The sequence below is a fragment of the Glaciecola sp. HTCC2999 genome (assembly GCF_000155775.1).
In the GTDB taxonomy this organism is placed as follows: domain Bacteria; phylum Pseudomonadota; class Gammaproteobacteria; order Enterobacterales; family Alteromonadaceae; genus Opacimonas.
This window is the reverse complement of record NZ_DS989810.1, coordinates 598,968-625,706: the sequence shown is the minus strand read 5'-3', so window position 1 is coordinate 625,706 and position 26,739 is coordinate 598,968. Positions and strand designations below refer to the sequence as shown.

The window sequence follows — 26,739 nt, the reverse complement described above, 5'->3', positions numbered from 1 at the left end:
TAACATTTTGTTTCAGGAGATATGCAAGCATGACTGATACTGTCCAACAAGAAACCCACGGTTTTCAAACCGAAGTAAAACAATTACTCCAATTAATGATTCATTCTTTGTATTCAAACAAAGAAATATTTTTACGTGAACTTGTTTCAAATGCAGCTGATGCAGCAGATAAATTACGTTTTAAAGCATTATCAAACGATGCATTGTATGAAAATGATGGTGATTTGCACGTTAAAGTTTCATGCAATAAAGATGCTGGTACCATAACCATTAGTGATAATGGTATTGGTATGACCAAAGAAGAAGTCATCGCGAACTTAGGTACTATTGCTAAATCAGGCACATCTGATTTTTTCTCTAATCTTTCTGGTGATCAAGCCAAAGACTCGCAGCTTATTGGTCAATTTGGTGTGGGTTTCTATTCAGCGTTTATTGTTGCTGATAATGTGACGGTCAAAACCCGTGCAGCAGGCGCACCAGTGTCTGAAGGTGTGCAATGGGAATCACAAGGGGAAGGTGAATTTACTACTGCTGATATAGAAAAAGAAACGCGTGGTACTGAAATTACCTTACATATCCGTGATGAAGATAAAGAGTTCTTAGATGATTGGAAGTTACGTTCAATTATCACTAAATATTCTGATCATATTAGCATTCCGGTGCAAATGTTCAAAGCTGAAGTCCCTGAATCAGATGGTCCTGATGGTGAAAAAATTCCAGGTGAACCGGCTAAGTGGGAGCCAATCAACAAAGCGACTGCGTTATGGACGCGTGAAAAAGCCGACATTACAGATGATGAATATAATGAATTTTATAAACATGTTTCACATGATTATGCCGATCCATTAACATGGTCGCATAATCGTGTTGAAGGTAAGACGGAATATACAAGCTTATTATATATCCCTTCAAAAGCCCCGTTTGACATGTATAACCGCGATCAAAAGCATGGGCTAAAATTATTTGTCCAGCGTGTCTTTATTATGGATGACGCAGAGCAGTTCATGCCAACGTATTTACGTTTTGTGAAAGGCCTATTAGACTCAAATGATTTACCGCTAAACGTATCGCGTGAAATCCTACAAGACAACAAAATTACTCAAGCCATGCGCAATGGTTGCACGAAAAAAGTGTTACAGATGCTTGAGAAAATGGCAAAGAAAGATGCCGAGAAATACCAAGGTTTCTGGTCTGAGTTTGGTAATGTGTTGAAAGAAGGTCCAGCAGAAGATTTCGGTAACAAAGAAAAAATTGCTGGTCTTTTACGCTTTGCATCAACTCATAATGATTCGGATATTGAGAATGTATCTCTAGCTGACTACATCTCTCGTATGCAAGAAGGCCAAGACAAGATTTATTATGTGACTGCTGATTCTTATCAAGCTGCTAAGACAAGCCCACACTTAGAGATCTTCCGCAAAAAAGGTATCGAAGTGTTATTAATGTCTGAGCGCATTGATGAATGGCTAATGTCACACCTGACGGAATTTGATGAAAAATCATTCCAGTCAATTGCTCAGGGTAATCTAGACGAACTAGATTCTGAAGATGATAAGGCAGCAAAAGAAGAAGCGGAAAAAGCAGTAGAGGGTGTTCTAGAGCGAGTTAAGACTGCACTAGGTGATAAAGTAAATGAAGTTAAATTTACGCACCGTCTTACTGAATCTCCTGCATGTATTGTAGCTGATGAAAATGGTATGACGACGCAAATGGTTAAACTAATGCAAGCTGCCGGTCAGCCTGTACCAGAAGTGACTTATCATTTAGAGCTGAATCCTGAACATGATTTGGTGAAGCACTTATCTGACGTACAAGACGAAGAGCTATTTAAGCGTTGGAGTGGTGTGTTATTCGACCAAGCAGCGTTATCAGAGCAAGGTAGTCTTAAAGATCCAGCATCATTTGTGCAAAATTTGAATGGTCTATTAATGAGCTTATCTAAATAGATAGATAACGCTTCATATCAAGGCAGTCTTTGAGACTGCCTTTTTTGTTGCGGTTTGTTATGTCTTGGTAATCTTGCGCTTTTAGTCGTAAACCCTTTATTGATCTGTGATTTCTAGTTGAAACGAAGGACATTAATGGGTAAGTTAACCGCATTAAATTTTATTATTATTAACGGAGGATGCACATGCGCATCATTTTACTAGGTGCACCAGGTGCCGGAAAAGGAACACAAGCTCAGTTTTTGATGGGGAAGTTTGGCATTCCTCAAATCTCAACTGGGGATATGTTACGTAGCGCCATTAAAGCGGGTACAGAGATGGGGCTAGCGGCAAAGAAAGTCATGGATGCAGGCCAACTTGTTTCTGACGATATCATTATTGGTTTAGTTAAAGAGCGTATTGCTCAAGATGACTGTGCTAAAGGTTTTTTATTAGACGGTTTTCCGCGCACTATTCCACAAGCTGATGCGATGAAAGACGCAGGTGTAAACGTAGATTTCTGCTTAGAGTTTGATGTACCTGATGATGTAATTGTTGAGCGTATGGGAGGCCGTCGTGTTCACTCTGCATCAGGGCGTGTATATCACGTGGTTTATAATCCACCGAAAGTGGAAGGTAAAGATGATGAAACAGGCGATGACTTAAGCATTCGTGATGATGACAAAGAAGCAACTGTTCGCGATCGTTTAGGTATTTATCATACACAAACTAAGCCTTTAGTTGATTATTATCGAGCTGAAGCTGATAACGGTAACTGTGCATATTATAAATTAGACGGTACTTTACCAGTTGATAACGTCAGTGCACAACTTGCCGAGTTATTGGGTTAATTTATTAATCTGAAAATTTAGTAATGTAAATTAGAGCGCTACAATGAGGTTTCATTGTAGCGTTTTTTATTGGATGTATTTGTTTTCACTTCAAAATTTGTTGTTGGGTGTGATATCTTAATCGCTCCAAAGAATGCAACTGAGAATACCCATTGAATATCGTCGTAAAACCATTTCATCAACTTAGCCCTTATGAGTTATATGGGGTATTAAAATTGAGAAGTGATGTGTTTGTGGTAGAACAAACCTGTGTTTACCCTGATTTAGATAACAAGGATATAGATGTTGGCTCATTGCATATTATGATGTATGAAGATGACGCGTTAGTAGGATATGCACGGTGTTTAGCGCCTGCTATATCTTTCGCCGATGCTAGTAGCATTGGGCGTGTGCTCATTGCATCGAGTGCTAGGGGTAAAGGCCATGCGCGTAAACTAATGTCTAGCGCCATTCAAACCTGTTTTGATTCATGGCCTGAAATACCGATTGAAATTGGGGCGCAAACGTATCTTCAGGAATTTTATGAAGGGTTAGGATTTATCGCCATATCCTCACCATATGATGAGGATGGGATAATGCACGTAGATATGCGCTTAACTTTCGACGCGTGGCTCAAAGCCTAATACCGTCGCGTTAATACAATAGCGAGGAGAACCATTGGGACCATCGTTAAATACATGGCCTAAGTGGATCCCACTTTTTTTCGCTTTGATTTCGACTCGTTGCATGCCGTATCGATTGTCTTCATGGTATGTGACACTGCCTTCAACAGCTTGCGTAAATGACAGCCATCCAGTGCCCGAGTTAAATTGATATGCAGTATCAAATAATGGAGCGCCACTTAACGTATCAATGAATACACCTTCACCGACATTCTTGAACTGCTCATATTGTTTACAAAACCGTGAATCAGTACTTTTATTAAATGCCACATCAAATGCTTCCGATTCTCCCAATTTAAATGCACCAAGAGCCTTATAGAAGGTTTTAGGTTCTACATAACCTTGAATACCATATACTTCTTTCCCATCTTCCATAAATAACAACGTTGGTGTTGCCCAAGTAGGGGATTCAATACTCAAGCCATTGAGTTGTGTTGCCATGCGAAAATGCATGGGGACATCACCTCGGTAATCATTAGCGACGGTCTCTTTAAATTTCTCACAGTATGGACAAAACTCAGCATCAATCACCACAATATGTTGACCGCTCATTAGTGCACTGTTATCAAAACGAGCATCCTCATCAGCTTTCGCTAATTGTGCGGTTGTTTTTGGCGCGAACGTCACACCCGTCGAATGGTCTGGGCAATATCCATTCGGGTTTTTAGCGATGTAATCTTGGTGATACTCTTCAGCGACATAGAAGGTATCTAGGGGCTTGATACTGGTGGATATAGTGCCATAACCTGCTCGGTTTAGCTGTTTTTGGTACTGCATTTTCAGTGTATTTGCGATATCCATATGCTCAGGAACTGAAGTTAAAATCGTTGAACGGTATTGCGTGCCTATGTCGTTACCTTGACCATCTTTTTGGGTCGGATTATGCATTTCAAAAAATGCTTTTATGAGTGTATCGATACTCACGGTATCAGGGTGATAGGTCACTTGTATCACTTCTGCATAGTTATTTGGATTGAAGCGATGGCGAGATTGGGTGATGTTACGATATGTTGCTTCAAATCCACTACCGTCTGCATAACCTGATACTACATCAATTACTCCAGGCATTTTCTCAAAGCGCATTTCAGCGCCCCAAAAACAACCTAAACCAAACACAATCGATTCGCTGTGCATCGTTTTCTCAGTAGTGTTGCTAGGAACACCAGTTTCCTCAGCAAGCGCTTTTGCAGGAGATGGAGATTTAGGGTTCACCGCATGGGCAGGGTATTGAGTTATGCTGTAGATCATGAATCCTGCAATAAAAACACTTAGTATCAACAAACCATTTTTCATAACATATTCTCGATTAATTCAACTATATAAACAGACCTAGAAAGACTGCAAAAAGTTGCAGTTCCATTGTTGATACGAAGCGATAAGCGGTTTTGTTCATCGCTCGTTCAGTTTACTGAGAGGGCATTGCTTTATATAAAGGGATACAGGCAGCTACTCGATAATCATAACCAAACTCACTTTTTGGATTTTGTGTTATCAATAAGGTGGAAAAATCATCCAAAATCATTGAACGCTCGTTGTTTTTTTTGTGACACATTGAGTATTGGTAGGCTTCAAAATGGTAGATAAAGTCGGCAATTAAATGATTAATAAACATCCCTTGCTCTGTATTTGGTTCAAAGGCATCATTTTTGGTGGCCAAATTGATAGCTATTTCATCCTCATTTTGGGGATTGAGGTTTAAGGCGAATTTGTCATTTTCAGAGGATAGAGGCTCACCAAATTCTTGATTAAGGGTAAATGTATTTCCCTCTGACAGAAAATGAAGTTGAGCTAAATAAGGAGTGCCCACTGTCATGAGCATATTGATGACTAATGGTATCAAAATAATACGCATGACCATGGTCGTCCCAGCACGATGCGTGTCCTCCCAATGAACTGATAAACGTATTCCAAATAATTTAATAGGGATACTAATAAACAGTAATAGATTAGCAAGTATCAAGCCTATTAATAAAAATAAGATATTAGATATCATGATCCAAAATGGCAACATGACAAAGGTCGTAAAACCTAGTGTAAATGTAAAAGCCATTGGCTCTACACCGGTGATGATATTGATTTTTAGCGCCGCGAACGCTAAGGCGAGATTTGCGGTACCGGCATATAAAATGAGCACAAAGGCTTTACCGATATTGTGTGACCATATACGCTGAAACATGGCCCACATTTCACGAAATAGTCCAACAAATGCGATCGCACCGGTGACGTATAGTACAAAATCTGTGACTTCAGAAAAAACGCCGTGGAACAATAGAAAACTCATAGCAATAAAATAACACCATTGCGAGCGATTGAATTTACGGCTCCATATGACTAATTTATCTAATTCGAAGGTTTTGAGTGCATCTAATTTGTGTGTGACGTAAATACGTAATTGATTGACTTTGTTTTTGAGTGACGTAAATACATTGGTCGGTTTAGAAAATGTTATTAGCGACATAGTAAAGTAAAGAAAAGAATAAAAATTGAGTTTAACATACTTTTATTTTTTATGGATGAAGGCTATTAGTAATGATGTTGTTGGATTAAAAACTCTTTTCATCAATACAAAAAAGGCAGCTCACCAGCTGCCTTTAAATACACACATTAGGGACATATGTTGTTTATTTGTTATCAATGAGACGTGAACCAATTTCTATTTTTCGAGGTTTTTTAGCCTCTGGGATCACGCGCTCTAATTCAATATTGAGTAAGCCATTTTCCATATCTGCCGCGAGCACTTTTACATGATCACCGAGTTGGAACTTACGCTCAAAATTGCGTTCAGAAATGCCTTTATGCAAAAACTGTTTGGTATCGGCTTCTTTCGTTGTATTGGGTTTATTACCCGTCACGACAAGCGTGTTTTCTTGCACAACAATTTCGACATCGTCTTGAGCAAAACCAGCAACAGCCATGGTAATTCGGTATTTATCTTCGCTCACTAACTCAATGTTGTAAGGGGGATAAGAAGTTTGTTTCTCATTGCGGGCCGCTGCATCAATCATAGATGCTAAGTGGTCAGAACCAATGAAAGAACGATAAAGTGGAGATAGATCGATAGTACGCATAGTCATATCCTTAAAATATAAAGCAATATGTTAAATTAAAATGTCCCGATTATTCGGCGACGGTGTTATCGGCCTCTCTTGAGCACCGATAATTAATATGTAAGGACTGCCTATGCGTTTTCAAGGGTTTATTTTTAAAAAATGTTATTTATGTCGCTCACGAAGTACTGATACAACATCTTTCATAGATAAATCAGAGGCTTGCAACAACACTAATAAATGATATAACAAATCGGCTGATTCGTTTTTTAGCTCATCTAAATCTGCTACCGTTGCTGCTAAAGCGGTTTCTACGCCTTCTTCACCTACTTTTTGGGCGATGCGCTTGATACCGCGGCTATATAAATGTGCGGTGTAGCTAGATTCTGGATCAGCACCTTTACGCGCTGCTATGAGCTTTTCAAGATCGGCAATAAAAGTATAGTCGCTTTGAGAATTGTCAAACCAACACGCTTCAGCCCCAGTATGACATGTTGGGCCATTTGGATGGGCTAACACCAGTAAACTATCACTATCACAGTCACTTTCAACTTGGACTAGATTAAGTGTATTACCCGATGTTTCCCCTTTGGTCCATAAACGTTGTTTGGAACGAGAGAAGAACGTGACGTGGCCAGTGGCCAATGTATGTGACAGGGCCGCTTCATCCATAAAGCCTTGCATGAGGACTTTACCTGTCACAGCATCTTGGACAATGGCAGGGACAAGATTATCCATTTTAGCCCAAGCAACTTGAGCGATATTTTCTGTTGTAATGATCATACGGTTCTCATAGGAATAGTTTCTTTGTGCAAATAGGTCTTCAATTCAGCAATCTCAATGATCCCTTTATGGAAGACGGACGCCGCCAGTGCGCCATCGACATCGGCCTCTTTAAAGACATCAGCAAAGTGATGGATTTTACCGGCGCCACCTGAGGCAATTAGTGGAACATCACAGATACTGCGAATCGCACTGAGTTGTTTTAAATCATAACCTTGACGCACGCCATCTTGGTTCATACAGTTTAAGACAATTTCACCAGCTCCGCGGCGCTGGACTTCTTCGACCCAGTCAGCGGTTTCCCAAGAGGTTTGCTGAGTACGTGTTTCATCACCGGTAAATTGATACACCTCATATTTACCCGTTTGGTCGTTAAAATGACTGTCAATGCCAATTACAATGCATTGTTGTCCGTATGCGTCATGTAACTCAGTGATGAGTTCTGGATTTGCCAGAGCAGGGGAGTTGATAGAAATTTTATCTGCGCCCATTGCCAAAATTTTACCCGCATCTTCGACTGATTTAATGCCGCCGGCAACACAAAAAGGAATGTCGATGACTTGTGCTATACGTTCTACCCAGCTTTTATCGACGACACGTGCATCACTTGAGGCGGTGATATCATAGAACACCAATTCATCGGCACCTGCTTTTGCATACTGCTGAGCCAGTGGGACGATATCACCGATGATCTCATGATTGCGAAATTGAACACCCTTGACCACTTTACCATCGCGGACATCCAAACAAGGAATTATGCGTCTTGCCAACATGCAATCGCCTCCTCAAGAGTGAATTTACCTTCTAATAGCGCACGACCTAAAATGACACCATCGACATTTGTGGGTCCTAGACGTGCAATATCATCAAGTGAGCCAATCCCGCCTGATGCTTGCCACACCACACTTGGAAAGGCCTTTTTCATTTCATCATAAAGCTCAGCATTGGCTCCTTGTAATGTGCCATCACGACTGATATCGGTACATAACACATGTTTTGCGCCAACCGATAACATATCGGTTAATAGCCCTTCTATTGGTACACCTGAATCTTCTTGCCATCCGTGTGTAGCAATACACTTATCACCTTCAGCGTTAATATTTACATCTAAGGCTAACACAATCGCTTCAGGACCGTATTTGACGATCCACGATTTGACTAACTCTGGCTCTTTGACAGCTAAAGAGCCAATCACAACGCGTTTAACGCCAATGTCTAATAAGCCTGCTACATCGGCTTCAGTACGAATACCACCGCCTGCTTGGAAAGACATCCGACCGGTATCGACCATTTTTTTGATTAAGGTTAATTGACGTTTTTCGACATCTTTAGCACCGGTTAAATCAACGATATGCAACCATTTAGCACCAGCATCAGCATAGGTGTTGACGACATCAACCGGGTCGAGTTGATACTGGGTTTTTTGGGCGTAATCCCCTTGGTAAAGACGCACTACTGCGCCATCAATTAAATCGATTGCTGGGATAATCATTATAAACTCACAAAATTTTCAAGAAGTTGGGCACCGGCATCACCAGAGCGCTCAGGGTGGAACTGCACCCCATAAAAGTTATCTTTGTGGATCGCGGCGCTAAATGCCATGCCATATTCACAACTGGCTAAGGTATGCTCATAAACAGGCACGGCATAACCATGTACAAAGTAAAAATACGTACCGTGGCTAATGCCTTTAAATAACTCATTGTTACTTGGATTGACAGTATTCCAACCCATGTGAGGAAGGCGAAGCTTGCCGACTGACATTTTTTCTACTGTGCCAGGGATCAAGCCTAAGCAATCTACATGCTCAGCATTATGCAAACCGCTTTCATGCGAGAGTTGGGTCATGAGCTGCATCCCCAAGCAAACGCCAAGCGTAGGCTGAGTTAACTGTTGTATAGTTTCAATTAACCCTTTTTGAGCTATTGAAGCCATTGCATTTTGCGCTGAACCCACACCGGGTAAAAAAGCTTTGTCGGAGGCCTTGATTGTTGCGGGATCATCCGAAACAGTGACTGCTACACCTAATCGTTCAAGTGCAAATTTTACCGATGAGATATTGGCACAGCCTGTATCAATAATGACAATATTTTGTGCCATCTTACAATGCTCCTTTTGAGCTAGGCATGGCATCGCCTTCTTTACGGATCGCTTGTCGCAAAGCGCGTCCGAACACTTTAAATAAGCTTTCGACCTGATGATGCGCATTGCCATCAGTGGTACTTAAATGTAACGATAAGCCCATAGATTGCGAGATAGAGTGGAAGAAATGCTCTACCATTTGCGTCGACATTTCACCGACATGACTATCACTAAAGTTGGCTGAGAACTGTAATACCGGACGATTAGAAATATCCATGAGACATTCTGCTCGGCACTCATCCATCGGTAGCGCGAATCCAAAACGGTGGATCCCACGTTTATTTCCTAAAGCTTGCTTTAATGCTTGGCCAATCGCTAATGCAGTATCTTCTACAGAGTGATGATCATCAATATGTAAATCACCATCGACATTCACATCTAAGACAAACCCGCCGTGTGTCGCGATTTGGTCAAGCATGTGATCAAAGAAGCCAATACCCGTAGCAATCTTTGCCGGGCGGAAGTGATCTAGGTTTACGTCGACCTTAATTTTAGTTTCAGATGTATTTCTCTCCACTGTAGCCGTGCGTTCATTGTGTAATAATTGTGTGGCAATCATTGGCCAGTTAAGTGTTTCTGGATGATATTGGAAACTCTTTATGCCCATATTCTCTGCTAATTGGACATCAGTGATACGGTCGCCAATGACATAAGACTGAGTAAAATCAATGCGCCCTTGTTGTAAGTAATCTTTGACCAAACCTAAATGAGGTTTACGGCAAGTACAGTTATCTTCAGGGAAATGGGGACAAATTAATACATCATCAAACGTAATGCCTTGAGAACTAAAAATATCCATCATTGCGTTATGGGGTAAATCAAAATCGGCTTGTGGAAAACTATCGGTTCCTAATCCGTCTTGGTTTGACACCATTACTAAGCGAAAACCCGCTTGTTGCAACTGTAACAACACTGGAATAACTTGTGGTTCAAACTTTAACTTAGCTAAGGTATCAAGTTGCTTATCTACCGGTGGCTCTTCAACCAAGGTACCGTCACGGTCAATAAATAAAATAGGTTGAGCTGCACTCATAAGGCAGTTGCCTCCTGTATTGCGTAAAACTGTTGAATAAGAGTAATTAAGCGTGCGTTCTGCTGCGCGGTACCGACACTAATGCGTAAACATTGGCCTAATTTTAGCTGTTTAGATTGGTCGCGTATGAACACCTGTTGATGCACTAAATATTGCATCAACGCATCTTTTTGTGCAGTACGGAATAACACAAAATTAGCATCTTGCCGACCGACTAATTCAATATCACCAATGGTGGGTAATACGTTGACCAGTTGTGCTTGTTCTGCTTGCAGTGTGCTTACCTGAGTCTGCATTGACGCTAATCCTGATGCTGATAATGCTTGGATAGCGATATCTGCCACCGGCGCACTGATAGGGTAAGGGGCAATCACTTTTAGTAATTGCTCGATCACTTCAGGCTGGGCGAGTGTAAAGCCGCAACGCAGTCCGGCTAAGCCAAATGCTTTAGATAGTGTACGCAGGATCACCACATGTGGATAATCAGCTAACAACGTTGTCGTATTATACGAAGCAAACTCGACATACGCCTCATCGATAACCACAAGTGCACTATCGGCGAAATGCTCGACGATGTTCACGACATCTTCTAATGCGAGTTGATTACCTGTTGGGTTATTCGGTGAACATAAAAAAACCAAATTAGTCCGACCTTTGAATGCTTTAATTGCATCGAGATCTAATGAAAAATCGTCATTGAGCGGTGCATGATGCACGCCGATATTCGCAGTTGCCGCGCTGATTGCATACATTCCGTAGGTTGGCGGACAGATAAGAATATGATCATCTGGCGCGTTACAAAACGTACGGATCAGCAGTTCAATCCCTTCATCTGCGCCACGAGTGGCAAGGACTTGCGATGCTTGTATACCTGCATAGTCAGCATACCCTGCAATTAACGCATCTGGCTGGCAATCTGGATAGCGATTATATAAACCGGAGTCAATCTGATAATCACCTGCGACAGGGGCTTCATTAGCATTTAACCATACCGGTGCTGATTTATCCGTGCTTTGGCTGGCACTGGAAAATAACCGTCGCGCAGATGCGTAAGGCACCAAGTCTTGCACATGCTTGGCGACTAATTGACGTAATAACGACGTTAATCTACTCATAAAAAGTCACTCTTGGACATTATAGTGTCTCATGTTGGTTAAGTTTAGCTAGGCGAATAGCAACTGCTTGGCGGTGTGCATCTAGCCCTTCAGCATTGGCTAAGTTCATAATATGCGGGCCTAATTCCGCCAGGCCTTCTTTAGACAAGGTTTGCACCGTATAACGACGCATGAAATCCAATAATCCGAGACTAGAATAATGTCGAGAATAACCGTAAGTCGGTAATACGTGATTCGTTCCAGAAGCATAATCACCGGCCGATTCAGGTGACCAAGCACCAACAAAAATCGAACCTGCGTTAGTTAATGATGCTAAGGCTGCATCGGTATCACGGACTTGAACGATCAAGTGCTCAGGTGCATATTCATTTGAGACTTCGATAGCTTGTTCGATCGACTCGGTAACAATATAACGTGCGTGTTGCATTGCATGAGTAGCAATGTCACAACGAGATAATGTTGCTAGTTGTTCCGTTACGGCCACTTGTACCGCTTGAGCGAAGGCAAGGGACTCAGTAACCAAAATAGCTTGGGAATCTTTGCCATGTTCAGCTTGAGATAATAGATCGGACGCGACAAAGTCTGCATCCGCAAACTGGTCGGCTAGCACGAGTACCTCTGATGGTCCTGCAGGCATATCAATTGCAGGTCCTGCTGGTAATAATGATACTTGCTGTTTCGCCTCTGTTACAAAGCTGTTTCCCGGACCAAAGATTTTATTCACTTTGCCAATTGTATCGGTCCCTAAAGCGAGTGCCGCAATAGCTTGAGCACCACCACACAAATAAATCTCATTGATCCCACATAAAGACGCGGCATATAAAATTTCAGGCGCCAGTGAGCCATGCGCATTGGGTGGACTACAAAGTACTTTACGTGGACAGCCAGCCACTTGAGCGGTTGCACCGAGCATTAATACCGTTGAGGGTAGTGGTGCGGTACCACCTGGGATATATAAACCGACCGCTTCAATGGGCACATGTTTAAGTTCGCAATCCACGCCAGGTTGGGTGGTTAACTGCACATCTTGTGGCCGCTGTGCTTCATGAAATGCAGTGATATTCGCAAACGCAACATTGATAGACGTTTTTATCGTGTCATCTAATGTCGCAATACCTGCTTCAATTAGCGTTTTACTGAGTGCCAATGATGCGAGCTCGACGCCATCAAACTTAGCCGTCATAGATAGCACGGCTTCATCACCTCGGGTAGCAACATCATCAATGATGTCTTTGACCGTGGCGGTGAGTGCTGCACTATCAGCCATCGCAGGACGCGCAAGCGCATCCATTTGGGCCGTTGGAGCTAATGAATTCCATTGTATAAGCATGTTATTGTGCCTTTACTAAACCTTGATTAATCGTATCGACGAGCTAAAAAAGTTAGCCCATCATTTTTTCAATTGGCATCACCAAGATAGAGCTACAGCCAAGCGCTTTAAGTTTTTCCATGGTGGTCCAGAATAAGGTCTCTGTGCTGACCACGTGAATGGCGACGGTTTCATCATTTTGCGCTAGCGGCAATACTGTTGGGTTCTCTGCGCCAGGTAGTAAGCTTTTCACTTGCTCTAAATAAGCCTTAGGTGCGTGTAACATGATGTATTTACTTTCTTTTGCTTGCATTACGCCATCAATACGCGGTAAGAAGCGATTGATCATGGCCTGCTTTTCATCAGATAACGCATCTGATTTTTGAATAAGTACCGCTTTTGAATCAAAAATCACATCTTCTTCATGTAACCCGTTAGCTTCTAAGGTGGCACCAGTGGAGACTAAGTCGCAAATTGCATCAGCTATACCTGCGCGAGGCGCGACTTCAACTGAGCCAGTTAACATGACTGCTTGTGCATCGACATTCTTTTCTTTGAAAAAGCGTTCTAATAAATACGGGTAAGTCGTTGCCACTTTTTTACCTTGTAACGAGTTTACATCGCTATAATCTAGTTCATTTGGCACGGCTAAGGATAAACGACAACCACCGTAATCTAAGCGGCGTAATGTGATAAAATCACTCGGTTTATTCGCTGCTTGGCGTTCTAGCATTTTCTCTTCAAGCTCGTTTTCACCGATAAAACCTAAATCAGCTACACCGTCCATTACTAGACCTGGGATGTCATCATCGCGTACGCGTAATAAATCAATGGGTTCATTGGTGGAATGGGCAATCAATAAGCGATCACGAATTTGTAACTTCACTCCAATGGCTTTTAATAAAGCAATGCTGTCATCTGATAAACGACCTGATTTTTGAATGGCAATGCGCAGCCTACGTGTATCACTCATGCGATAGTTCCTCTCGCGTTAACTTTGTGAATGGTGAAATAACAAACTAATAAAAACGAAAAACCCCCGAAAGGTGCCTTCCGGGGGTATCAATTCTTTAAAATCTACGCCTCTGGAAGGAAACACAACCCTTCCAGCACGAAACCTGAAAGGTTATGCACTAATATGATGGTGATGATTTGCGTAGATAAAATTCATTATGTTCTTTATAAATATTTAGTGTGTGAATAATATCTAAAATTGTTGTCTGTTGCAACGCTCAACGAGATAAATTAAAGGGTAAACCTTATTTGCGGGTATAATATTTGAGTCGTAGATATGTCATTTATTTATACTGACTTTCGAACCTATTAAGTACACTTTGGATGTGACATCAAAAATGTCTTGCCGGATGATAAAATGATCTAAGTTAAAATGGTCAATTTGAAACAATTAATGTACCCAGAGTTCGATGATGATTATCTAGATACTGATACAGAGGATTGTTTTGTGTAAACTGTAATGAGCTAATGTAGGAAGATATTGTGAATCCATTTGTAACGTTAAAAGATAAAACGCGCCAAGCTATTCGAGATAAGGCGATTGAAAATGCTCAAGTTCGAATTTTATTATGTGAACGTGCGTTAGAAGATTTCTCTGAAGATGAACTTGAAATTATTGTGGCAGAAGAAGAGCGTAAAATTCATTCTGCGATAAAAGAGAAGGGAATTTTAGCTGTGCTAGCGGTGCTTGGTATAGGGGTTTTCGGCTAATATGAACAAACTCATTAATCTCGTTCTCACTGCAGCTTTGTGGCGCAACTATAAATTTATGATCCTCAGTGTGTTGACGTTAATCGTCAGTGTATTTGTGATTGGCTTAATTCATGATGATTATGTGCAGTGGGCTCAATACCAGTTATCCCAAGACAACGGGTCGATCCCCTTATCAGTGGGATGGTCATTTATCATTAAATACCTAGTTTATCTGTTGGCCATTTGTATGTGTTTCTATGCTAACAAATGGGTCAATAACAAAAAAGCACTTGAAAAAGCAGTAAAGGGTGATGATAACTCTGTATTGAAAAAAATATTGGCATCAGCAAAAGCAAAAACTTCGAGTTCAATATCGCCTATTCCAACAGAAGATAAGGAAAGTAAGGCTAATGTCAAAAATATTAAACCAGATGCGAGTTTAGATGCATTTGCCAATATCCGCACTAAGCAATCATTGAGAACTCAGGCGGATATACTCATTCAAAAAAAGAAGGCTAAATAAGCTCGATAGTGACCCCAGCATGCTTTGCTAAACGAGCGATTAATTTATCATTTAGTGCTGCTGCTGGTGTCCAAAAACCACCTGCCACTTCAGGGGCGTCTTTGGCTAAACATAATGCGGCTTGAGTCAGCATTTTAGCGGTTGACCCGTATCCTGGATCTCGATCACCACATACTTTAACGGTTGCCTTGTCACCATTATCCAGTGTGGTATAAAAACGCATATCAAACATTCCATTGAGCTGTTCGTGTTTACTTGGCCCTTCACCTGGCTTTGGTAGTATATGTTTGGCGAGTAGATTACGAATAGGTTTGATGCTTGCACCGACCATAAAAGCACCCAGTCCAAGCGTCATCCCCCACGCTTGAAGTCCTTTTTTAGCTGACATCGCTTCATCATATAAAAAATGCTCCCCATAGCGGTTATCTAATAGTGCATTAGTACGATGAACGATTCGCTCATTAATGGCAGCCATAATAAATGGCATAATCCACATTTGGGTATCTTCTTCAAACTGCGCTTTTTTATGGTTAGTTTGATATTGCTTAAATGGGTGGCCTTCAGGACAAAGTACATATGGATTGACTAACAATTTGCGCAAAGCTGGATTCTTACCCGCTTCTTCTACCACATTGAGCATACTAGCAATAGTCCCGCCTGACGCGCCCCCTTTGATACGACGAACACGCATTTTAATATGAAAAGCTGGTTTATCTGTGGTTGCTAATGCATGTTGCTGTAACGCATACACACCTAAGTCTGATGGAATCGAGTCAAAACCTGCACTATTAATAATTCTCGCGCCGGATGCTTTAGCCGTGTTCTCATATTTATCGAGCATAGCCCTAATCCATTGTGGTTCACCGGTTAAGTCACAATAATCAGTCCCTGTTTGAGCACATACTTTCACTAACGTTTCACCATATAATGCGTAAGGACCTACCGTGGATATGACGACGTTGGCCTGGTTGCACATTGCTGTTAGAGCTGCTTCATCATCTGCATCTGCAATGATATGCGGTATATGCTCTAGATTATTGGCCTGTTTGGCATCGAGTAATTTTTGTTCATTACGTCCAGCCATTGCCCATGAAATCGTTTCATCTTGATAACTAGCCAGATACTCCAACATGATTTGACCGACAAATGAAGTTGCCCCATAGACAATAATATCGAATTGTTTTGTTGTTTCTGTCATATGTCTGTCCTTAAATAGATAAAATTAATTGGTTTTCTTTCCCTAATTGTACAATACTCACAAGCAGATAAAACGCATTAGCGCTTGGTGGGTCATCATTATTTTGAATATATATATATTGGAGTTTGACTAATGACACAGAGCAGAACTGACTTTGCACTATGGGTGAACAAAACAAAAATCACCGATATCACCCAGCATGAGTTAATTCATACTGAGTTAACGAAAGGTCAGATCCGCATTAATATCCAGCGTTTTGGTTTATCAGCCAATAATGTGACCTATGCAGTGACGGGTGAAAGTTTTGGGTATTGGGGATTTTTTCCCGCAGTCGATGCCCAAGGGCACCATACTGAATATGGTATTGTTCCGCTATGGGGTTTTGCCGAAGTGATAGAGTCTGCTCATCCTGATATTCCGATAGGCAAACGCTTTTTTGGTTATTTACCCATGGCATCGCATTGGGTCTTCCAAGCCGATAAAGTCTCCGCACATGGTTTTACTGATATACATGCACAGCGTGCCAGTAATTCACCGGTGTATGATAATTATGTATTTTGTGATGCAGATCCACAATACAACGCGAGCCGAGAAATATGGCAAGCTAATTTTCGCCCCTTATTTTTGACTTCATTTGCGCTGAAGCAATTCGTTGCTAGCGAAACTGCCGATACAGCAACGACCATTGTCATCACCAGCGCTTCAAGTAAAACGGCCATTGGGGCAGCGCTGTTGTTGAACACTTTGACCCATATTCATGTGGTGGGATTAACGTCGTTGGAGAATGTGAATTTTGTAGAAGCTCTGGAATGCTACGACGAAGTGCTTACCTATAATGAAGTGGCTGATATGCGCTATACCACACCTGTATGGGTGTTGGATTTCGCTGGAAACAAGGGGTTATTGCAACAGTTACAAGAGCTCTTGGACCATCTACATCATACGAGCTTATTTATTGGTGTAACGGATATTGAAGCTCAGCAAAATAAGCCATTTGGCAAACTCAAAGGTGAGGTTTTTTTTGCACCACAACACATCAAAATGCTGATAAAAACGTGGGGGCATGAACGATTTATGGCTGAATATGCACAAGCTTGGCAGCTAGTTGCCAAAGGTATTGAACCGCATTTTAATGTGACTAAGTTTAGTGGAGCTGCTGGATTAATTGAACAATATCAGCGTTTGTTACAACGTAATGTATCGCCTAATGAGCTATTGTTTGGAGAGTTTTAAATTACTCCTTCCACCACTGGGTGCGAGAAAGTGGGAGTCCAGCATTTTTCAATGCATCTTTGAGTAACATTCTATCCTCTTGGTTCAGGAACTCACCAATACTAAGGCGGTAGTTTTCTAAGCACACGATAATATCAGGTAAGTGCCAGTCTCGTTCGGTTTCAGTCACTTCAAAGCTGAGTAAGTCACGATTATAAGTACGAGCAACTTCACGGCGTTGGATACCCGATTCGATTAAAACGAAGTTTTCGCTAATGGTGATGATCTGTTGTGCGAACCCTTGTTTGCAGACTCGGTACATAAAATACGCAAATAATCCGACTTCTAATCCAGCAAATGGTAAAATAACCCAAGCACCCGATAGCGTCCAACCAACAGCAATTACCATCACTAAAACCACCATGATAATGATTATGGTTTTGGTTTCTTTCCAACTCGCAGATTGATTTGGCGAGAGAGTGATAATGGTGGCTGGCGGTGTTTGTTTAATTTTAACCATATTTTTATTTATGAATTGAACTAACTTAGGGATAATACCCGTTATACACTAAAAAAAGAATAACAACTCATGCGCGTCTCAAAACGCTTAGTTATATTATTTATACTTCTAATAACGTTACTTGGTTTGCTTTTGTGGCAAAACTCTCCTGCCTTAATACTTCAAGAATATGGGGCATTTGTATTGTTAGGTCTAGCAGGAGCGATCTTTGCTAACTCTACGGGTGCCGGTGGAGGCGTTATTTTTGTGCCGATTTTTAATCAGCTGCAACTTTCATCTGATCAAATCGTCGCCACAAGCTTTGCTATTCAATGTTTTGGTATGGTCGCCGGCTCGATTGCTTGGCGTGATCAATACCTCAAAGCGATACAAGCACAAGATACATCCACTTCAATTTGGTCAGTGTTACCCCAACTATTAATGGTGACAGTACCTTTCTCGATTATAGGTATTTGGACGGTCCAATATACCCCACTTATCACTTGGGTTAGTGAAGCAGAAAATACCTTACATTGGATTTTTGGGCTATTTTCTATTGTGTTAGCACTTGCCATTTTGGGTTCATTAAAGCATTTAAAAGCTGAAGAACAAGTACAGTTAGTTAGCTCTAAGGATAAACTGAATTTAGCAATAGTGGCATTTTTGGGTGGTATGGTCACAGCGTGGTTATCGGTTGGGGTGGGTGAGTTAGTTGCCGTTTACCTGATCTTACGTCGTTTTAGTGTGACTATGAGTATTGCCGTTGCGGTAATGCTCAGTGCTATGTCGGTATGGGGTGGGATATTCTATTATATATTCGTCAATCCTATGGTGCTCATACCGATTGCATGTTTTGCTGGTGTAGGGGCTATTATCGGCGGTAGTGTCGCCAAATACCTTGTTTTGTGGCTCAACCCCTATCAGGTTAAAGTATTTTTTGCAGTGTGGGTGATGTTTATGGGCGTAGTAAATTTACCAATATGAGACTTAACTCAAAACACTCTTCAATCACTCTCAAGTGGTTCTAACGGCCAACCACCTAGTGATTGATAGCGATTCATCATAAAACAAAACAACTCGGCAGTACGCTGGGCATCATACAATGCACCATGAGCTTGCTTTTGGTCAAAGGCGATGTTGGCGGCTTCGCAGGCTTTGACTAAGACGGTTTGTCCTAACGTTAATGCTGCTAGCGAGGTAGTATCAAACGAAACAAACGGATGGAATGGACTGCGTTTTACATTAGTTCTAGCTAACGCGGCATTCACAAAACTCATATCAAAACTGGCATTATGCGCAACAATCACTGAGCGTTGGCAATTAGCCGCTTTTTGAAGTTTACTAATGGCTTTAGATAACCCTTTCATAGCTTCTGTTTCATCTACTGCTCCACGCAAAGCACAGTCTACTTTTATGCCATTAAACTCTATCGCTGCAGGTTCAATGTTAGCCCCTTCAAATGGGTTAATATGGTAGTGGATTTCCTGATCAGGATGGAGCATGCCAGCTTCGTCCATGCGGACTGTTACAGCAGCTATTTCAAGTAATGCATCCGTCTGAGCGTTAAACCCAGCAGTTTCTACATCGATGATAACAGGAAAATAATGACGAAAGCGGTCGCGTAATTCAGGTGTCGACAACATTCAATCCTTTTGGCAATAATAATGTTGATATTATCGCAATTAATTGTATTAACTACCAGTATTTGCATTGAATATACAAGGCGGGGATGACAGTGAATGAGTATTGTTTAAAATTTTTATAAATATTTGTGATTATTTCAGTTGTACTGCGAATCATTAGGTAAAAGATGATGTAATTAAGACTTAACGCTAGAATACTGCTAGTGAAAACGAAAATAACCACACTGATGGTGAAATATTGAGTGATAGCTAATGGCCACAACAAAAAAGAAACTCTTTACTCAAATGATGCAGCAGAACAAAGGCATTATTTATAAAATTGTGAACGCATATTGTCATAATCAAGATGATAGACAAGACCTTGCTCAAGAAATACTCACAACGATGTGGCTTGCTTTTGATAACTATAATAATGAATATAAATTCTCTACTTGGATGTACAGGATCTCACTCAACGTGGCTATTTCTTATTACCGTAAAGACAATCAGCGACAAGATCGAGCGACTGCAAAAGATATATCTATGGTGCACATTGCAGACTTATCTCAAGACAGAGAAATGAGTGAAGATATAGGTCAATTGTATCAATTTATTGGACAACTTGATCAGTTAAACAAAGCCATTATGTTGCTCTATTTAGAAAATGAACCCCATGATGTCATAGCGACAAATTTAGGTATTACTAAAACCAATGTAGCAACACGCATTGGACGAATTAAACAAACATTAAGACATCAATTTAATGCACAGAGAGCTTGATATGAATTTAGATGATTTTAGAGACACTTGGCAACAACACCATAGTGAAACGTCGGCGACAATAACAATCAACGACACATTATTGACTGAAATGAAAGTGAACGCTCGAGTGAAAGAGATTAGTCATATGAAGTGGGCACGTATGATTGAAAGTATCGCGTTTTTCTTCATCATTGTTGTCCTGTGTCAGTACATTATGAAGGATTTTAGTCTTTCTGCACCTACTGTATCGGCATGTATTCTTAGTCTGTTTGCCTTGATTGGGCTGGCGGGAAATATTGGGCAAATCGTTTTAATTGCAAAAATAGATTTTTCAAAGCCTGTGGGTGAATTACAGAGAGATATCTATAGGATCTGTTCACATAAATTACAGGTCACAAAGTTATTATTTATGTCAGTGCCTTTTTATATGGCTTATGTCGTTATTGGATTTGATATATTGTTAGGCGTTGATTTGGTTCAACAATTAGAACAGTCCATGGTGTGGTTTTATACTCTATCATCAGTAATACTGCTAACCATAACCTCAGCTTTATCAGTTAAATTGCATTACCGCAATATATCAACACCATGGGTTAAACATACTATTCGATTTATTGTTGGTGAGCGCTTAGTCAAGATGGCACAATTTATTAATAGTATTGAGACGACTGATAAATAAACGTTATTAAATAATGAAACGCTATTCGGTCTTGTCTTTAAACTCACATAAATCTTCTATTATGCATGAGCCACAACGTGGTTTACGGGCGATACAGGTATAGCGCCCGTGAAGGATTAACCAATGATGCACGTCCACTTTAAATTCAGCAGGGATCACTTTTAAGAGTTTTTGCTCAACATGATCAACGGTTTTACCCATCGCAAGTTTAGTGCGATTGGACACGCGGTAGATATGCGTATCGACAGCAATTGTTGGCCAGCCAAACGCGGTATTGAGTACCACATTCGCGGTTTTGCGACCTACACCGGGTAAAGCTTCGAGTGCTTCACGATTTTCAGGGACTTCACCGCCATGTAGCTCGACCAGCATATGGCACGTTTTGATCACATTTTCAGCTTTGGCATTAAATAGGCCAATTGTCTTAATGTATTCTTTGAGACCATCTACACCTAGGTCAGCAATAGCTTGGGGTGTATTAGCGACGGGGAAAAGTTTGTCAGTGGCTTTGTTGACGCCAACATCAGTTGCTTGTGCTGAGAGAATGACCGCAATGAGCAATTCAAAAGGAGAAGAATAATTTAGCTCGGTTTCAGGCTTTGGATTATTTGCACACAAGCGGGTTAAGATTTCACGACGTTTTTCTTTGTTCATCTTTTTAGCAACTTTTTATTATAATTAATTAGCTTCGGTAGTGACGCGTGCACGTTCCACAACTTTCTCTTTTTTCGGAGCAAACCAGCGGGCCATTCGCGTATCCATGATATTTTTCAGAGCAATAATCAAACCCATACCTAAAAATGCGCCCGGTGGGAGAATCGCTAATAAGAATGGTTGCTCAGGTTGAAAGAGTTGTAACTTTAACCCACTGGCCCAAGCACCAAGTAGTAATTCAGCACCGGTAAATAAGGTACCATTTCCGATTAATTCTCGCATTCCTCCTAAAAATACCAACACTAGGGCAAATCCAGCGCCCATGATAAATCCATCATAAGCAGATTCTTTGACTGGGTTTTTTGAGGCATAAGCTTCAGCTCGACCTATGATGGCGCAATTTGTCACAATCAAGGGGATAAAAATGCCTAACGCCAAATATAATTCATAGGTAAACGCGTTCATTAATAATTGGACGATGGTCACAAACGCTGCGATGACCATAACAAAAATCGGAATACGGATTTCATTGGGCACGAAATTACGTACCAAGGACACGGTAATATTGGAGCCAACCAGTACTAATAAAGTCGCAATGCCTAGGCCTAAACCGTTGATTGCGGTAGTTGTTACTGCAAGTAACGGACATAAACCCAGTAGCTGGACAAGGGCAGGGTTATTGTTCCACAATCCTTGCCACGTTAATTCTTTAAACTCACTCATCACTTGCTCCTAAAGCACATTGATTGGTGGCTTTGATAATTTCTTGTTGATGGGTTTGTACATACAATAATGCTTGTGTGACCGCATTAATGACTGCTCTAGGCGTAATCGTTGCCCCGGTGAATGCGTCGAATTGGCCACCGTCTTTTTTAACTGCCCAATTGGTAATTTGGTCACGATTAAACACTTGCCCATCAAAGCTCAAGATCCAATCATCGATGCGTAAATCTATTTTATCACCTAGTCCTGGCGTCTCTTTATGAGATAAAACACGAACACCGGTGACTGTGCGAAGATCATTACCCGCTATCCCTACAATCATACGAATATCACCACTATATCCATCCGGTGCAACCGTTTCGATAGCGACCGCATTGAGTTGTGGTGCACTATTTGTATCAACGATAAAACCACGATAAGCTTTTAAGTCTGCTGTATTTCCTAATTGCGGATCTGGGTCTAGTGCTGCGCAGTCGTGTTGAATATCATTGGTAAAATATTGTGCTGGCACAACATCGTTGATCACACGTAATAACATACGTTGTTGTTGTGCTGCGATAGTATCTTGGGTGCCCAAAAAAGTCAGTGCGATCAGTAATGTCGTCACTAAGGCAAACGCCCCTAGGATAAGCGCGTTGCGACGAGTATTGGTTAACGAGTCAGGTATATCGGGCTCGCTATTATGGTTAGATGTTTCACTCATGGTTGATGTCCATAGGCACGAGGTTGAGTATAATAATCAATTAACGGCACGGCAATATTCATAATGATGACAGCAAATGCAATCGCATCGGGATAACCACCGTAGGTGCGAATAATAACCGTCAAAAATCCAATTAACGCACCAAAAATTAAGCGACCCTTATCTGTGGTTGAACCAGAAACGGGGTCGGTAACAATAAAAAATGCACCAAATATCACCGCACCTGAAAATAAGTGAAAAGGTATTGAGCCGGTTTGATCAGGCGCGAGCATGTTAAGTAAGCCGGCAGTGACGATGACACCAAAGAGCATACTGATAGGCATGTGCCAGTTGATAATACGTTGTTGTAATAAGAATACACCACCAATTAGATAGGCGATACTGACGGCGCTCCAGCCATATGACCAGCCCCAGTCAGAAATAAAAATGGGGGCTGATAAGGTTTCTGAGTAAGTCATGCCGCCTAATAGTCCAGTGCGGACCGCATCTAAAGGAGTTGCTTGGGTAACACTATCAACACCTAATTGCAGCTGAGCAAGACTATAACCGGTTTGTGAATAGCCGGTGGCAATGACATTGAGTGCATCCAAAAAGTCATATGGTGTTTGTGCCATGGACTGCACTGGCAACCAGGCAGACATCGAAATAGGAAAGGAGATGAGTAATACCACATATCCTACCATCGCAGGGTTAAACATGTTAAACCCTAATCCACCATAAAGTTGTTTAACGATAGCAATAGAAAAGAACGTACCAATCACAACTAACCACCATGGGGCTAAAGGCGGTAAACAAATCCCTAATAATATGGCTGTCAGTATAGCTGAGTAGTCACCTATTCCTCGAGATACATCTTTTTTACGCAACTCTAAAATCGTTGATTCGGTCACCACCGCAGTGATAATAGCGAGTGAAATTTGAATGATAGTCCCCCAACCAAAAAACCAGGTTTGGGCTAATATGCCAGGAATACAGGCATAGCAAACCATGCGCATGACTTGACTTGTATCACGACGAACACGGTTATGCGGTGAACTTGATAATGAAAATTGCATGATTATTCTTCCACATCTTTATTTGCTTGTGCTGCTGCAGCACGTTTAGCTTTGGCGCGAGCAAGTGCTGCCGCGATTTTATCTTTGGCGTCACTGCCACCTTTATTTTCCATTGCTTTTTTCCGCGCTTCTGCAGCTAAACGATGTTTTTCTTCTCGCGCTTGTTTGTCTGCTAGTAAGCGTGCTTGGCGTGTTTCAAAACGTTCACGCGCCTTTTCTGATTTTTCTTTTTCAGCCGCTTGATATTTGATATCTGTTTTCGCTTTGCGGTAATAATGTACCAGTGGGATTTCTGAGGGACAGACATACGCACATGCTCCGCATTCGATGCAGGCATCTAAGTGATATGCTTGAGCTTTGTCATATTCTTTTGCTTTACTGTGCCAAAACAATTGTTGTGGCAACAAACCTGCAGGACAGGCATCAGCGCATAAACCACAACGAATACAAGGCCGTTCATCCTCAATATTTGGTAACTCGCGCTTATCAGGCACCAATAAACAATTAGTAATCTTGACGACAGGAACGACATCATTATGGACGGTGAAGCCCATCATAGGTCCACCCATGATCACTTTTTGGCTACGCTGACGTTTTGGATCATACCCGGCGATATCTAATAAATGATGGATAGGTGTGCCTAAAAGTGCCCAGACGTTTTGCGGTGAACCTAAAGCTTGACCGGTCAACGTGACAACACGTTGAACTAAGGCTTTGCCATGTAATACTGCATCGGCAATAGCATAACAGGTGCCAACGTTATACATTAAACATCCGACATCGATGGGTAGCCCCTCTTGAGGGACTTCCTCTCCGGTGAGTACTTGGATTAACTGTCGTTCTCCACCTGCAGGGTATTTAGTTGGGACACTTGCAATAGTAATACCAGCATCTTCGATACATGCCGTTTTAATCGCATCCATGGCTTCGGGTTTGTTATCCTCAACAGCGATGATGACTTGTTTGGGCTGGATCACGTGCCGCAGAATGTCGATCCCTTGTTTGATTTGCCACGCATGCTCACGCATGATGCGATCATCACTGCTTATGTAAGGTTCACATTCAATGCCATTGATAATCAAACATTCAACCGATTTTTGTGGATTGGTTTTGATATGTGTAGGAAAACCTGCGCCGCCAAGACCTGATATCCCTGCTTGGCAAATACGTTCCAGTATGGATACTTTATCTGCTGATAAATAGTCGCTCATTACTGGCATTAATTGCCATTGAGCAAGACCATCAGGTTCAATAATAATCGTAGTTTCGGGTAAGCCTGAAGGATGTGCGCTAGGGTGTTGTGTAATATCTATGACTTTACCTGAAGTTGACGCATGCACTGGCACTGCAAATGGGTTGGCAGATGTGGTTAACGGCTCACCTTTAGCGACGTCTTGACCGATGGATACACAGATACTGCCTTGGGTGCCAATATGTTGCTTAATGGGAATATATAAACGTTCTGGTTCATCTATAGTATTTATAGGCGTCGTATTTGAAAGTGATTTTTGTTGCGGAGGGTGTACCCCGCCTGGAAAATCGAATAACTGACCTTGCTTAATTTGTTGGACTACATTATCCGCATCAATCATGAGTTCACCTGTTTGATTGGAATATCACCGAGCTGACCATCTGCACTACGCGCAAGATCCCATTGCCATGTTTGTGGTGTTTCTTTAACCGGCAACATATCAATACAATCAACCGGGCAGGGGGCAACGCATAGATCACAGCCGGTACATTCATCGACAATGACAGTATGCATTTGTTTTGAAGCACCAATGATGGCATCAACGGGGCATGCTTGAATACACTTTGTGCAGCCGATACATTCAGCTTCTCGAATATATGCGACTTTTTTAACTTCTTCGACACCGTGATCGCCATCTAATGGTTTGGGTTCAACGCCCATTAAATCAGCAAGTTGCTTGATGGTTGCTTCACCGCCCGGCGGGCATTTATTAATTTCATCTCCATTAGCAATGGCTTCTGCATAAGGTTTACAACCTGGATAGCCACATTGGCCGCATTGTGTTTGGGGCAAAATCGCGTCGATTTGTTCCACCAATGGATCAGCTTCAACTTTAAATTTAATAGCTGAATAACCAAGTATTGCACCAAAGATTAATGCGAGTACACCTAAAATGATTAATGCAGTAAATAACGTCATTAGAGTTTCACCAAACCACTAAATCCCATGAATGCTAAAGACATCAGGCCGGCAGTGATCATCGCAATGGATGCACCTTTAAATGGGGTAGGGACGTCTGCCGCAGCTAAACGTTCGCGCATAGCAGAGAATAGGATTAAGACCAATGAAAACCCTAATGCAGCTCCAAAGCCATAAACAATAGACTCCATAAGCGTGTGTTGTTCTTTGATGTTTAACAATGCGACACCTAACACCGCACAGTTTGTCGTGATAAGTGGTAAAAAGATACCCAGTAAACGGTAAAGTGTAGGACTGGTTTTTTGTACGACCATTTCTGTAAATTGAACTACTACTGCAATGACTAAAATAAAACTGAGTGTCTA

Annotated in this window: 29 protein-coding genes, 1 pseudogene and 1 other annotated feature; of the genes and pseudogenes, 9 read left to right on the top strand and 21 right to left on the bottom strand. The window is 41.5% G+C overall.

Features of this window, described 5'->3' with window-relative positions:
* The first annotated feature begins 29 nt into the window (after positions 1-29).
* The 3 genes from htpG (at position 30) to G2999_RS02725 (ending at position 3,399) form a co-directional block, all read left to right on the top strand.
* Positions 30-1,946, top strand: coding sequence for a molecular chaperone HtpG (gene htpG / locus G2999_RS02735; RefSeq protein WP_010178484.1), 1,917 nt, complete (start codon positions 30-32; stop codon positions 1,944-1,946).
* A gap of 185 nt (positions 1,947-2,131) precedes the next feature.
* Positions 2,132-2,776, top strand: a complete 645-nt coding sequence (adk, locus tag G2999_RS02730) for an adenylate kinase (protein ID WP_010178483.1) — start codon at positions 2,132-2,134, stop codon at positions 2,774-2,776.
* Between the two features lie 152 nt (positions 2,777-2,928).
* Positions 2,929-3,399 carry a GNAT family N-acetyltransferase gene (locus G2999_RS02725; RefSeq protein WP_010178481.1) on the top strand — a complete coding sequence of 157 codons (471 nt, stop codon included), beginning with the start codon at positions 2,929-2,931 and terminating at the stop codon, positions 3,397-3,399.
* On the opposite strand, the gene msrA is transcribed toward G2999_RS02725, so the two are convergent.
* From msrA to hisG, 11 genes are all read right to left on the bottom strand, one after another.
* On the bottom strand, positions 3,370-4,686 hold the full coding sequence (gene msrA / locus G2999_RS02720; protein ID WP_198006076.1) for a peptide-methionine (S)-S-oxide reductase MsrA: 1,317 nt from the start codon (positions 4,684-4,686) through the stop codon (positions 3,370-3,372). The two genes, G2999_RS02725 and msrA, sit on opposite strands and share 30 nt — an antisense overlap.
* A 157-nt stretch (positions 4,687-4,843) precedes the next feature.
* Positions 4,844-5,896: a hypothetical protein gene (locus G2999_RS11680; RefSeq protein ID WP_010178478.1), complete on the bottom strand. Its 1,053-nt coding sequence runs from the start codon at positions 5,894-5,896 to the stop codon at positions 4,844-4,846.
* Between the two features lie 163 nt (positions 5,897-6,059).
* Positions 6,060-6,506, bottom strand: a complete 447-nt coding sequence (locus G2999_RS02710; RefSeq protein WP_010178476.1) for an Hsp20 family protein — start codon at positions 6,504-6,506, stop codon at positions 6,060-6,062.
* A gap of 144 nt (positions 6,507-6,650) precedes the next feature.
* Positions 6,651-7,268 carry a bifunctional phosphoribosyl-AMP cyclohydrolase/phosphoribosyl-ATP diphosphatase HisIE gene (gene hisIE / locus G2999_RS02705; RefSeq protein ID WP_010178470.1) on the bottom strand — a complete coding sequence of 206 codons (618 nt, stop codon included), beginning with the start codon at positions 7,266-7,268 and terminating at the stop codon, positions 6,651-6,653.
* Positions 7,265-8,041: an imidazole glycerol phosphate synthase subunit HisF gene (gene hisF, locus G2999_RS02700; protein ID WP_010178468.1), complete on the bottom strand. Its 777-nt coding sequence runs from the start codon at positions 8,039-8,041 to the stop codon at positions 7,265-7,267. The genes hisIE and hisF overlap by 4 nt, the downstream gene beginning before the upstream one ends.
* Complete coding sequence (gene hisA, locus G2999_RS02695) at positions 8,023-8,760, bottom strand: 1-(5-phosphoribosyl)-5-[(5-phosphoribosylamino)methylideneamino]imidazole-4-carboxamide isomerase (protein ID WP_010178466.1); 738 nt, start codon at positions 8,758-8,760, stop codon at positions 8,023-8,025. The genes hisF and hisA overlap by 19 nt, the downstream gene beginning before the upstream one ends.
* Entirely contained in the window at positions 8,760-9,368 is a 609-nt protein-coding gene (gene hisH, locus G2999_RS02690) for an imidazole glycerol phosphate synthase subunit HisH (RefSeq protein ID WP_010178464.1), read from the bottom strand. Before hisH ends, hisA begins: the two co-directional genes overlap by 1 nt.
* 1 nt (position 9,369) lies before the next feature.
* The gene (gene hisB, locus G2999_RS02685) at positions 9,370-10,443 is read right to left on the bottom strand and encodes a bifunctional histidinol-phosphatase/imidazoleglycerol-phosphate dehydratase HisB (RefSeq protein WP_010178458.1); all 1,074 of its coding nucleotides are present in this window, start codon (positions 10,441-10,443) and stop codon (positions 9,370-9,372) included.
* A complete protein-coding gene (hisC, locus tag G2999_RS02680; protein ID WP_010178456.1) occupies positions 10,440-11,558 on the bottom strand; it encodes a histidinol-phosphate transaminase in 1,119 nt (372 codons plus the stop codon). Before hisC ends, hisB begins: the two co-directional genes overlap by 4 nt.
* A gap of 19 nt (positions 11,559-11,577) precedes the next feature.
* Positions 11,578-12,888: a histidinol dehydrogenase gene (hisD, locus tag G2999_RS02675; protein ID WP_010178454.1), complete on the bottom strand. Its 1,311-nt coding sequence runs from the start codon at positions 12,886-12,888 to the stop codon at positions 11,578-11,580.
* A 52-nt stretch (positions 12,889-12,940) separates the two neighbouring features.
* Entirely contained in the window at positions 12,941-13,840 is a 900-nt protein-coding gene (hisG, locus tag G2999_RS02670) for an ATP phosphoribosyltransferase (protein ID WP_010178453.1), read from the bottom strand.
* A gap of 54 nt (positions 13,841-13,894) precedes the next feature.
* Positions 13,895-14,018, bottom strand: a sequence feature (His leader region).
* A gap of 346 nt (positions 14,019-14,364) precedes the next feature.
* On the opposite strand from hisG, the gene G2999_RS02665 reads away from it, so the two are divergent.
* Both G2999_RS02665 and G2999_RS02660 read left to right on the top strand, forming a co-directional pair.
* On the top strand, positions 14,365-14,592 hold the full coding sequence (locus G2999_RS02665) for a hypothetical protein (RefSeq protein ID WP_010178452.1): 228 nt from the start codon (positions 14,365-14,367) through the stop codon (positions 14,590-14,592).
* Position 14,593: 1 nt separating this feature from the next.
* On the top strand, positions 14,594-15,097 hold the full coding sequence (locus tag G2999_RS02660) for a hypothetical protein (protein WP_010178451.1): 504 nt from the start codon (positions 14,594-14,596) through the stop codon (positions 15,095-15,097).
* On the opposite strand, the gene G2999_RS02655 is transcribed toward G2999_RS02660, so the two are convergent.
* The gene (locus G2999_RS02655; protein WP_010178450.1) at positions 15,090-16,295 is read right to left on the bottom strand and encodes a trans-acting enoyl reductase family protein; all 1,206 of its coding nucleotides are present in this window, start codon (positions 16,293-16,295) and stop codon (positions 15,090-15,092) included. The two genes, G2999_RS02660 and G2999_RS02655, sit on opposite strands and share 8 nt — an antisense overlap.
* A 132-nt stretch (positions 16,296-16,427) precedes the next feature.
* Here G2999_RS02655 and G2999_RS02650 point away from each other — a divergent pair, with 132 nt between their 5' ends.
* Complete coding sequence (locus G2999_RS02650) at positions 16,428-17,528, top strand: DUF2855 family protein (protein ID WP_010178449.1); 1,101 nt, start codon at positions 16,428-16,430, stop codon at positions 17,526-17,528.
* A gap of 1 nt (position 17,529) precedes the next feature.
* Here the strand turns inward: G2999_RS02650 and G2999_RS02645 are convergent, their stop codons facing one another.
* Positions 17,530-18,027: a DUF2244 domain-containing protein gene (locus G2999_RS02645; RefSeq protein WP_010178447.1), complete on the bottom strand. Its 498-nt coding sequence runs from the start codon at positions 18,025-18,027 to the stop codon at positions 17,530-17,532.
* Between the two features lie 69 nt (positions 18,028-18,096).
* On the opposite strand from G2999_RS02645, the gene G2999_RS02640 reads away from it, so the two are divergent.
* Positions 18,097-18,990 (top strand): sulfite exporter TauE/SafE family protein, encoded by an 894-nt coding sequence (locus tag G2999_RS02640; RefSeq protein WP_010178445.1) that lies wholly within the window; start codon positions 18,097-18,099, stop codon positions 18,988-18,990.
* Positions 18,991-19,010: 20 nt separating this feature from the next.
* On the opposite strand, the gene rnt is transcribed toward G2999_RS02640, so the two are convergent.
* Positions 19,011-19,649 (bottom strand): ribonuclease T, encoded by a 639-nt coding sequence (rnt, locus tag G2999_RS02635; RefSeq protein WP_010178443.1) that lies wholly within the window; start codon positions 19,647-19,649, stop codon positions 19,011-19,013.
* Between the two features lie 252 nt (positions 19,650-19,901).
* Between rnt and G2999_RS02630 the strand changes: the two genes are divergently transcribed.
* Complete coding sequence (locus G2999_RS02630; protein ID WP_010178441.1) at positions 19,902-20,408, top strand: RNA polymerase sigma factor; 507 nt, start codon at positions 19,902-19,904, stop codon at positions 20,406-20,408.
* Between the two features lies 1 nt (position 20,409).
* A complete protein-coding gene (locus tag G2999_RS02625) occupies positions 20,410-21,069 on the top strand; it encodes a hypothetical protein (RefSeq protein ID WP_010178436.1) in 660 nt (219 codons plus the stop codon).
* A 21-nt stretch (positions 21,070-21,090) separates the two neighbouring features.
* On the opposite strand, the gene nth is transcribed toward G2999_RS02625, so the two are convergent.
* From nth to G2999_RS11670, 7 genes and pseudogenes are all read right to left on the bottom strand, one after another.
* On the bottom strand, positions 21,091-21,723 hold the full coding sequence (nth, locus tag G2999_RS02620) for an endonuclease III (RefSeq protein WP_010178434.1): 633 nt from the start codon (positions 21,721-21,723) through the stop codon (positions 21,091-21,093).
* A 24-nt stretch (positions 21,724-21,747) separates the two neighbouring features.
* Positions 21,748-22,446 (bottom strand): electron transport complex subunit E, encoded by a 699-nt coding sequence (locus G2999_RS02615; RefSeq protein WP_010178432.1) that lies wholly within the window; start codon positions 22,444-22,446, stop codon positions 21,748-21,750.
* Positions 22,439-23,149 carry an electron transport complex subunit RsxG gene (rsxG, locus tag G2999_RS02610; protein WP_010178430.1) on the bottom strand — a complete coding sequence of 237 codons (711 nt, stop codon included), beginning with the start codon at positions 23,147-23,149 and terminating at the stop codon, positions 22,439-22,441. Before rsxG ends, G2999_RS02615 begins: the two co-directional genes overlap by 8 nt.
* The gene (gene rsxD / locus G2999_RS02605; RefSeq protein WP_010178428.1) at positions 23,146-24,204 is read right to left on the bottom strand and encodes an electron transport complex subunit RsxD; all 1,059 of its coding nucleotides are present in this window, start codon (positions 24,202-24,204) and stop codon (positions 23,146-23,148) included. Before rsxD ends, rsxG begins: the two co-directional genes overlap by 4 nt.
* 2 nt (positions 24,205-24,206) lie before the next feature.
* Complete coding sequence (rsxC, locus tag G2999_RS11675; RefSeq protein ID WP_010178426.1) at positions 24,207-25,796, bottom strand: electron transport complex subunit RsxC; 1,590 nt, start codon at positions 25,794-25,796, stop codon at positions 24,207-24,209.
* On the bottom strand, positions 25,793-26,374 hold the full coding sequence (gene rsxB / locus G2999_RS02595) for an electron transport complex subunit RsxB (protein ID WP_010178423.1): 582 nt from the start codon (positions 26,372-26,374) through the stop codon (positions 25,793-25,795). The genes rsxC and rsxB overlap by 4 nt, the downstream gene beginning before the upstream one ends.
* Positions 26,374-26,739: pseudogene (locus G2999_RS11670) on the bottom strand (Rnf-Nqr domain containing protein); the annotation flags it as partial. The pseudogene G2999_RS11670 and the gene rsxB, both read right to left, overlap by 1 nt.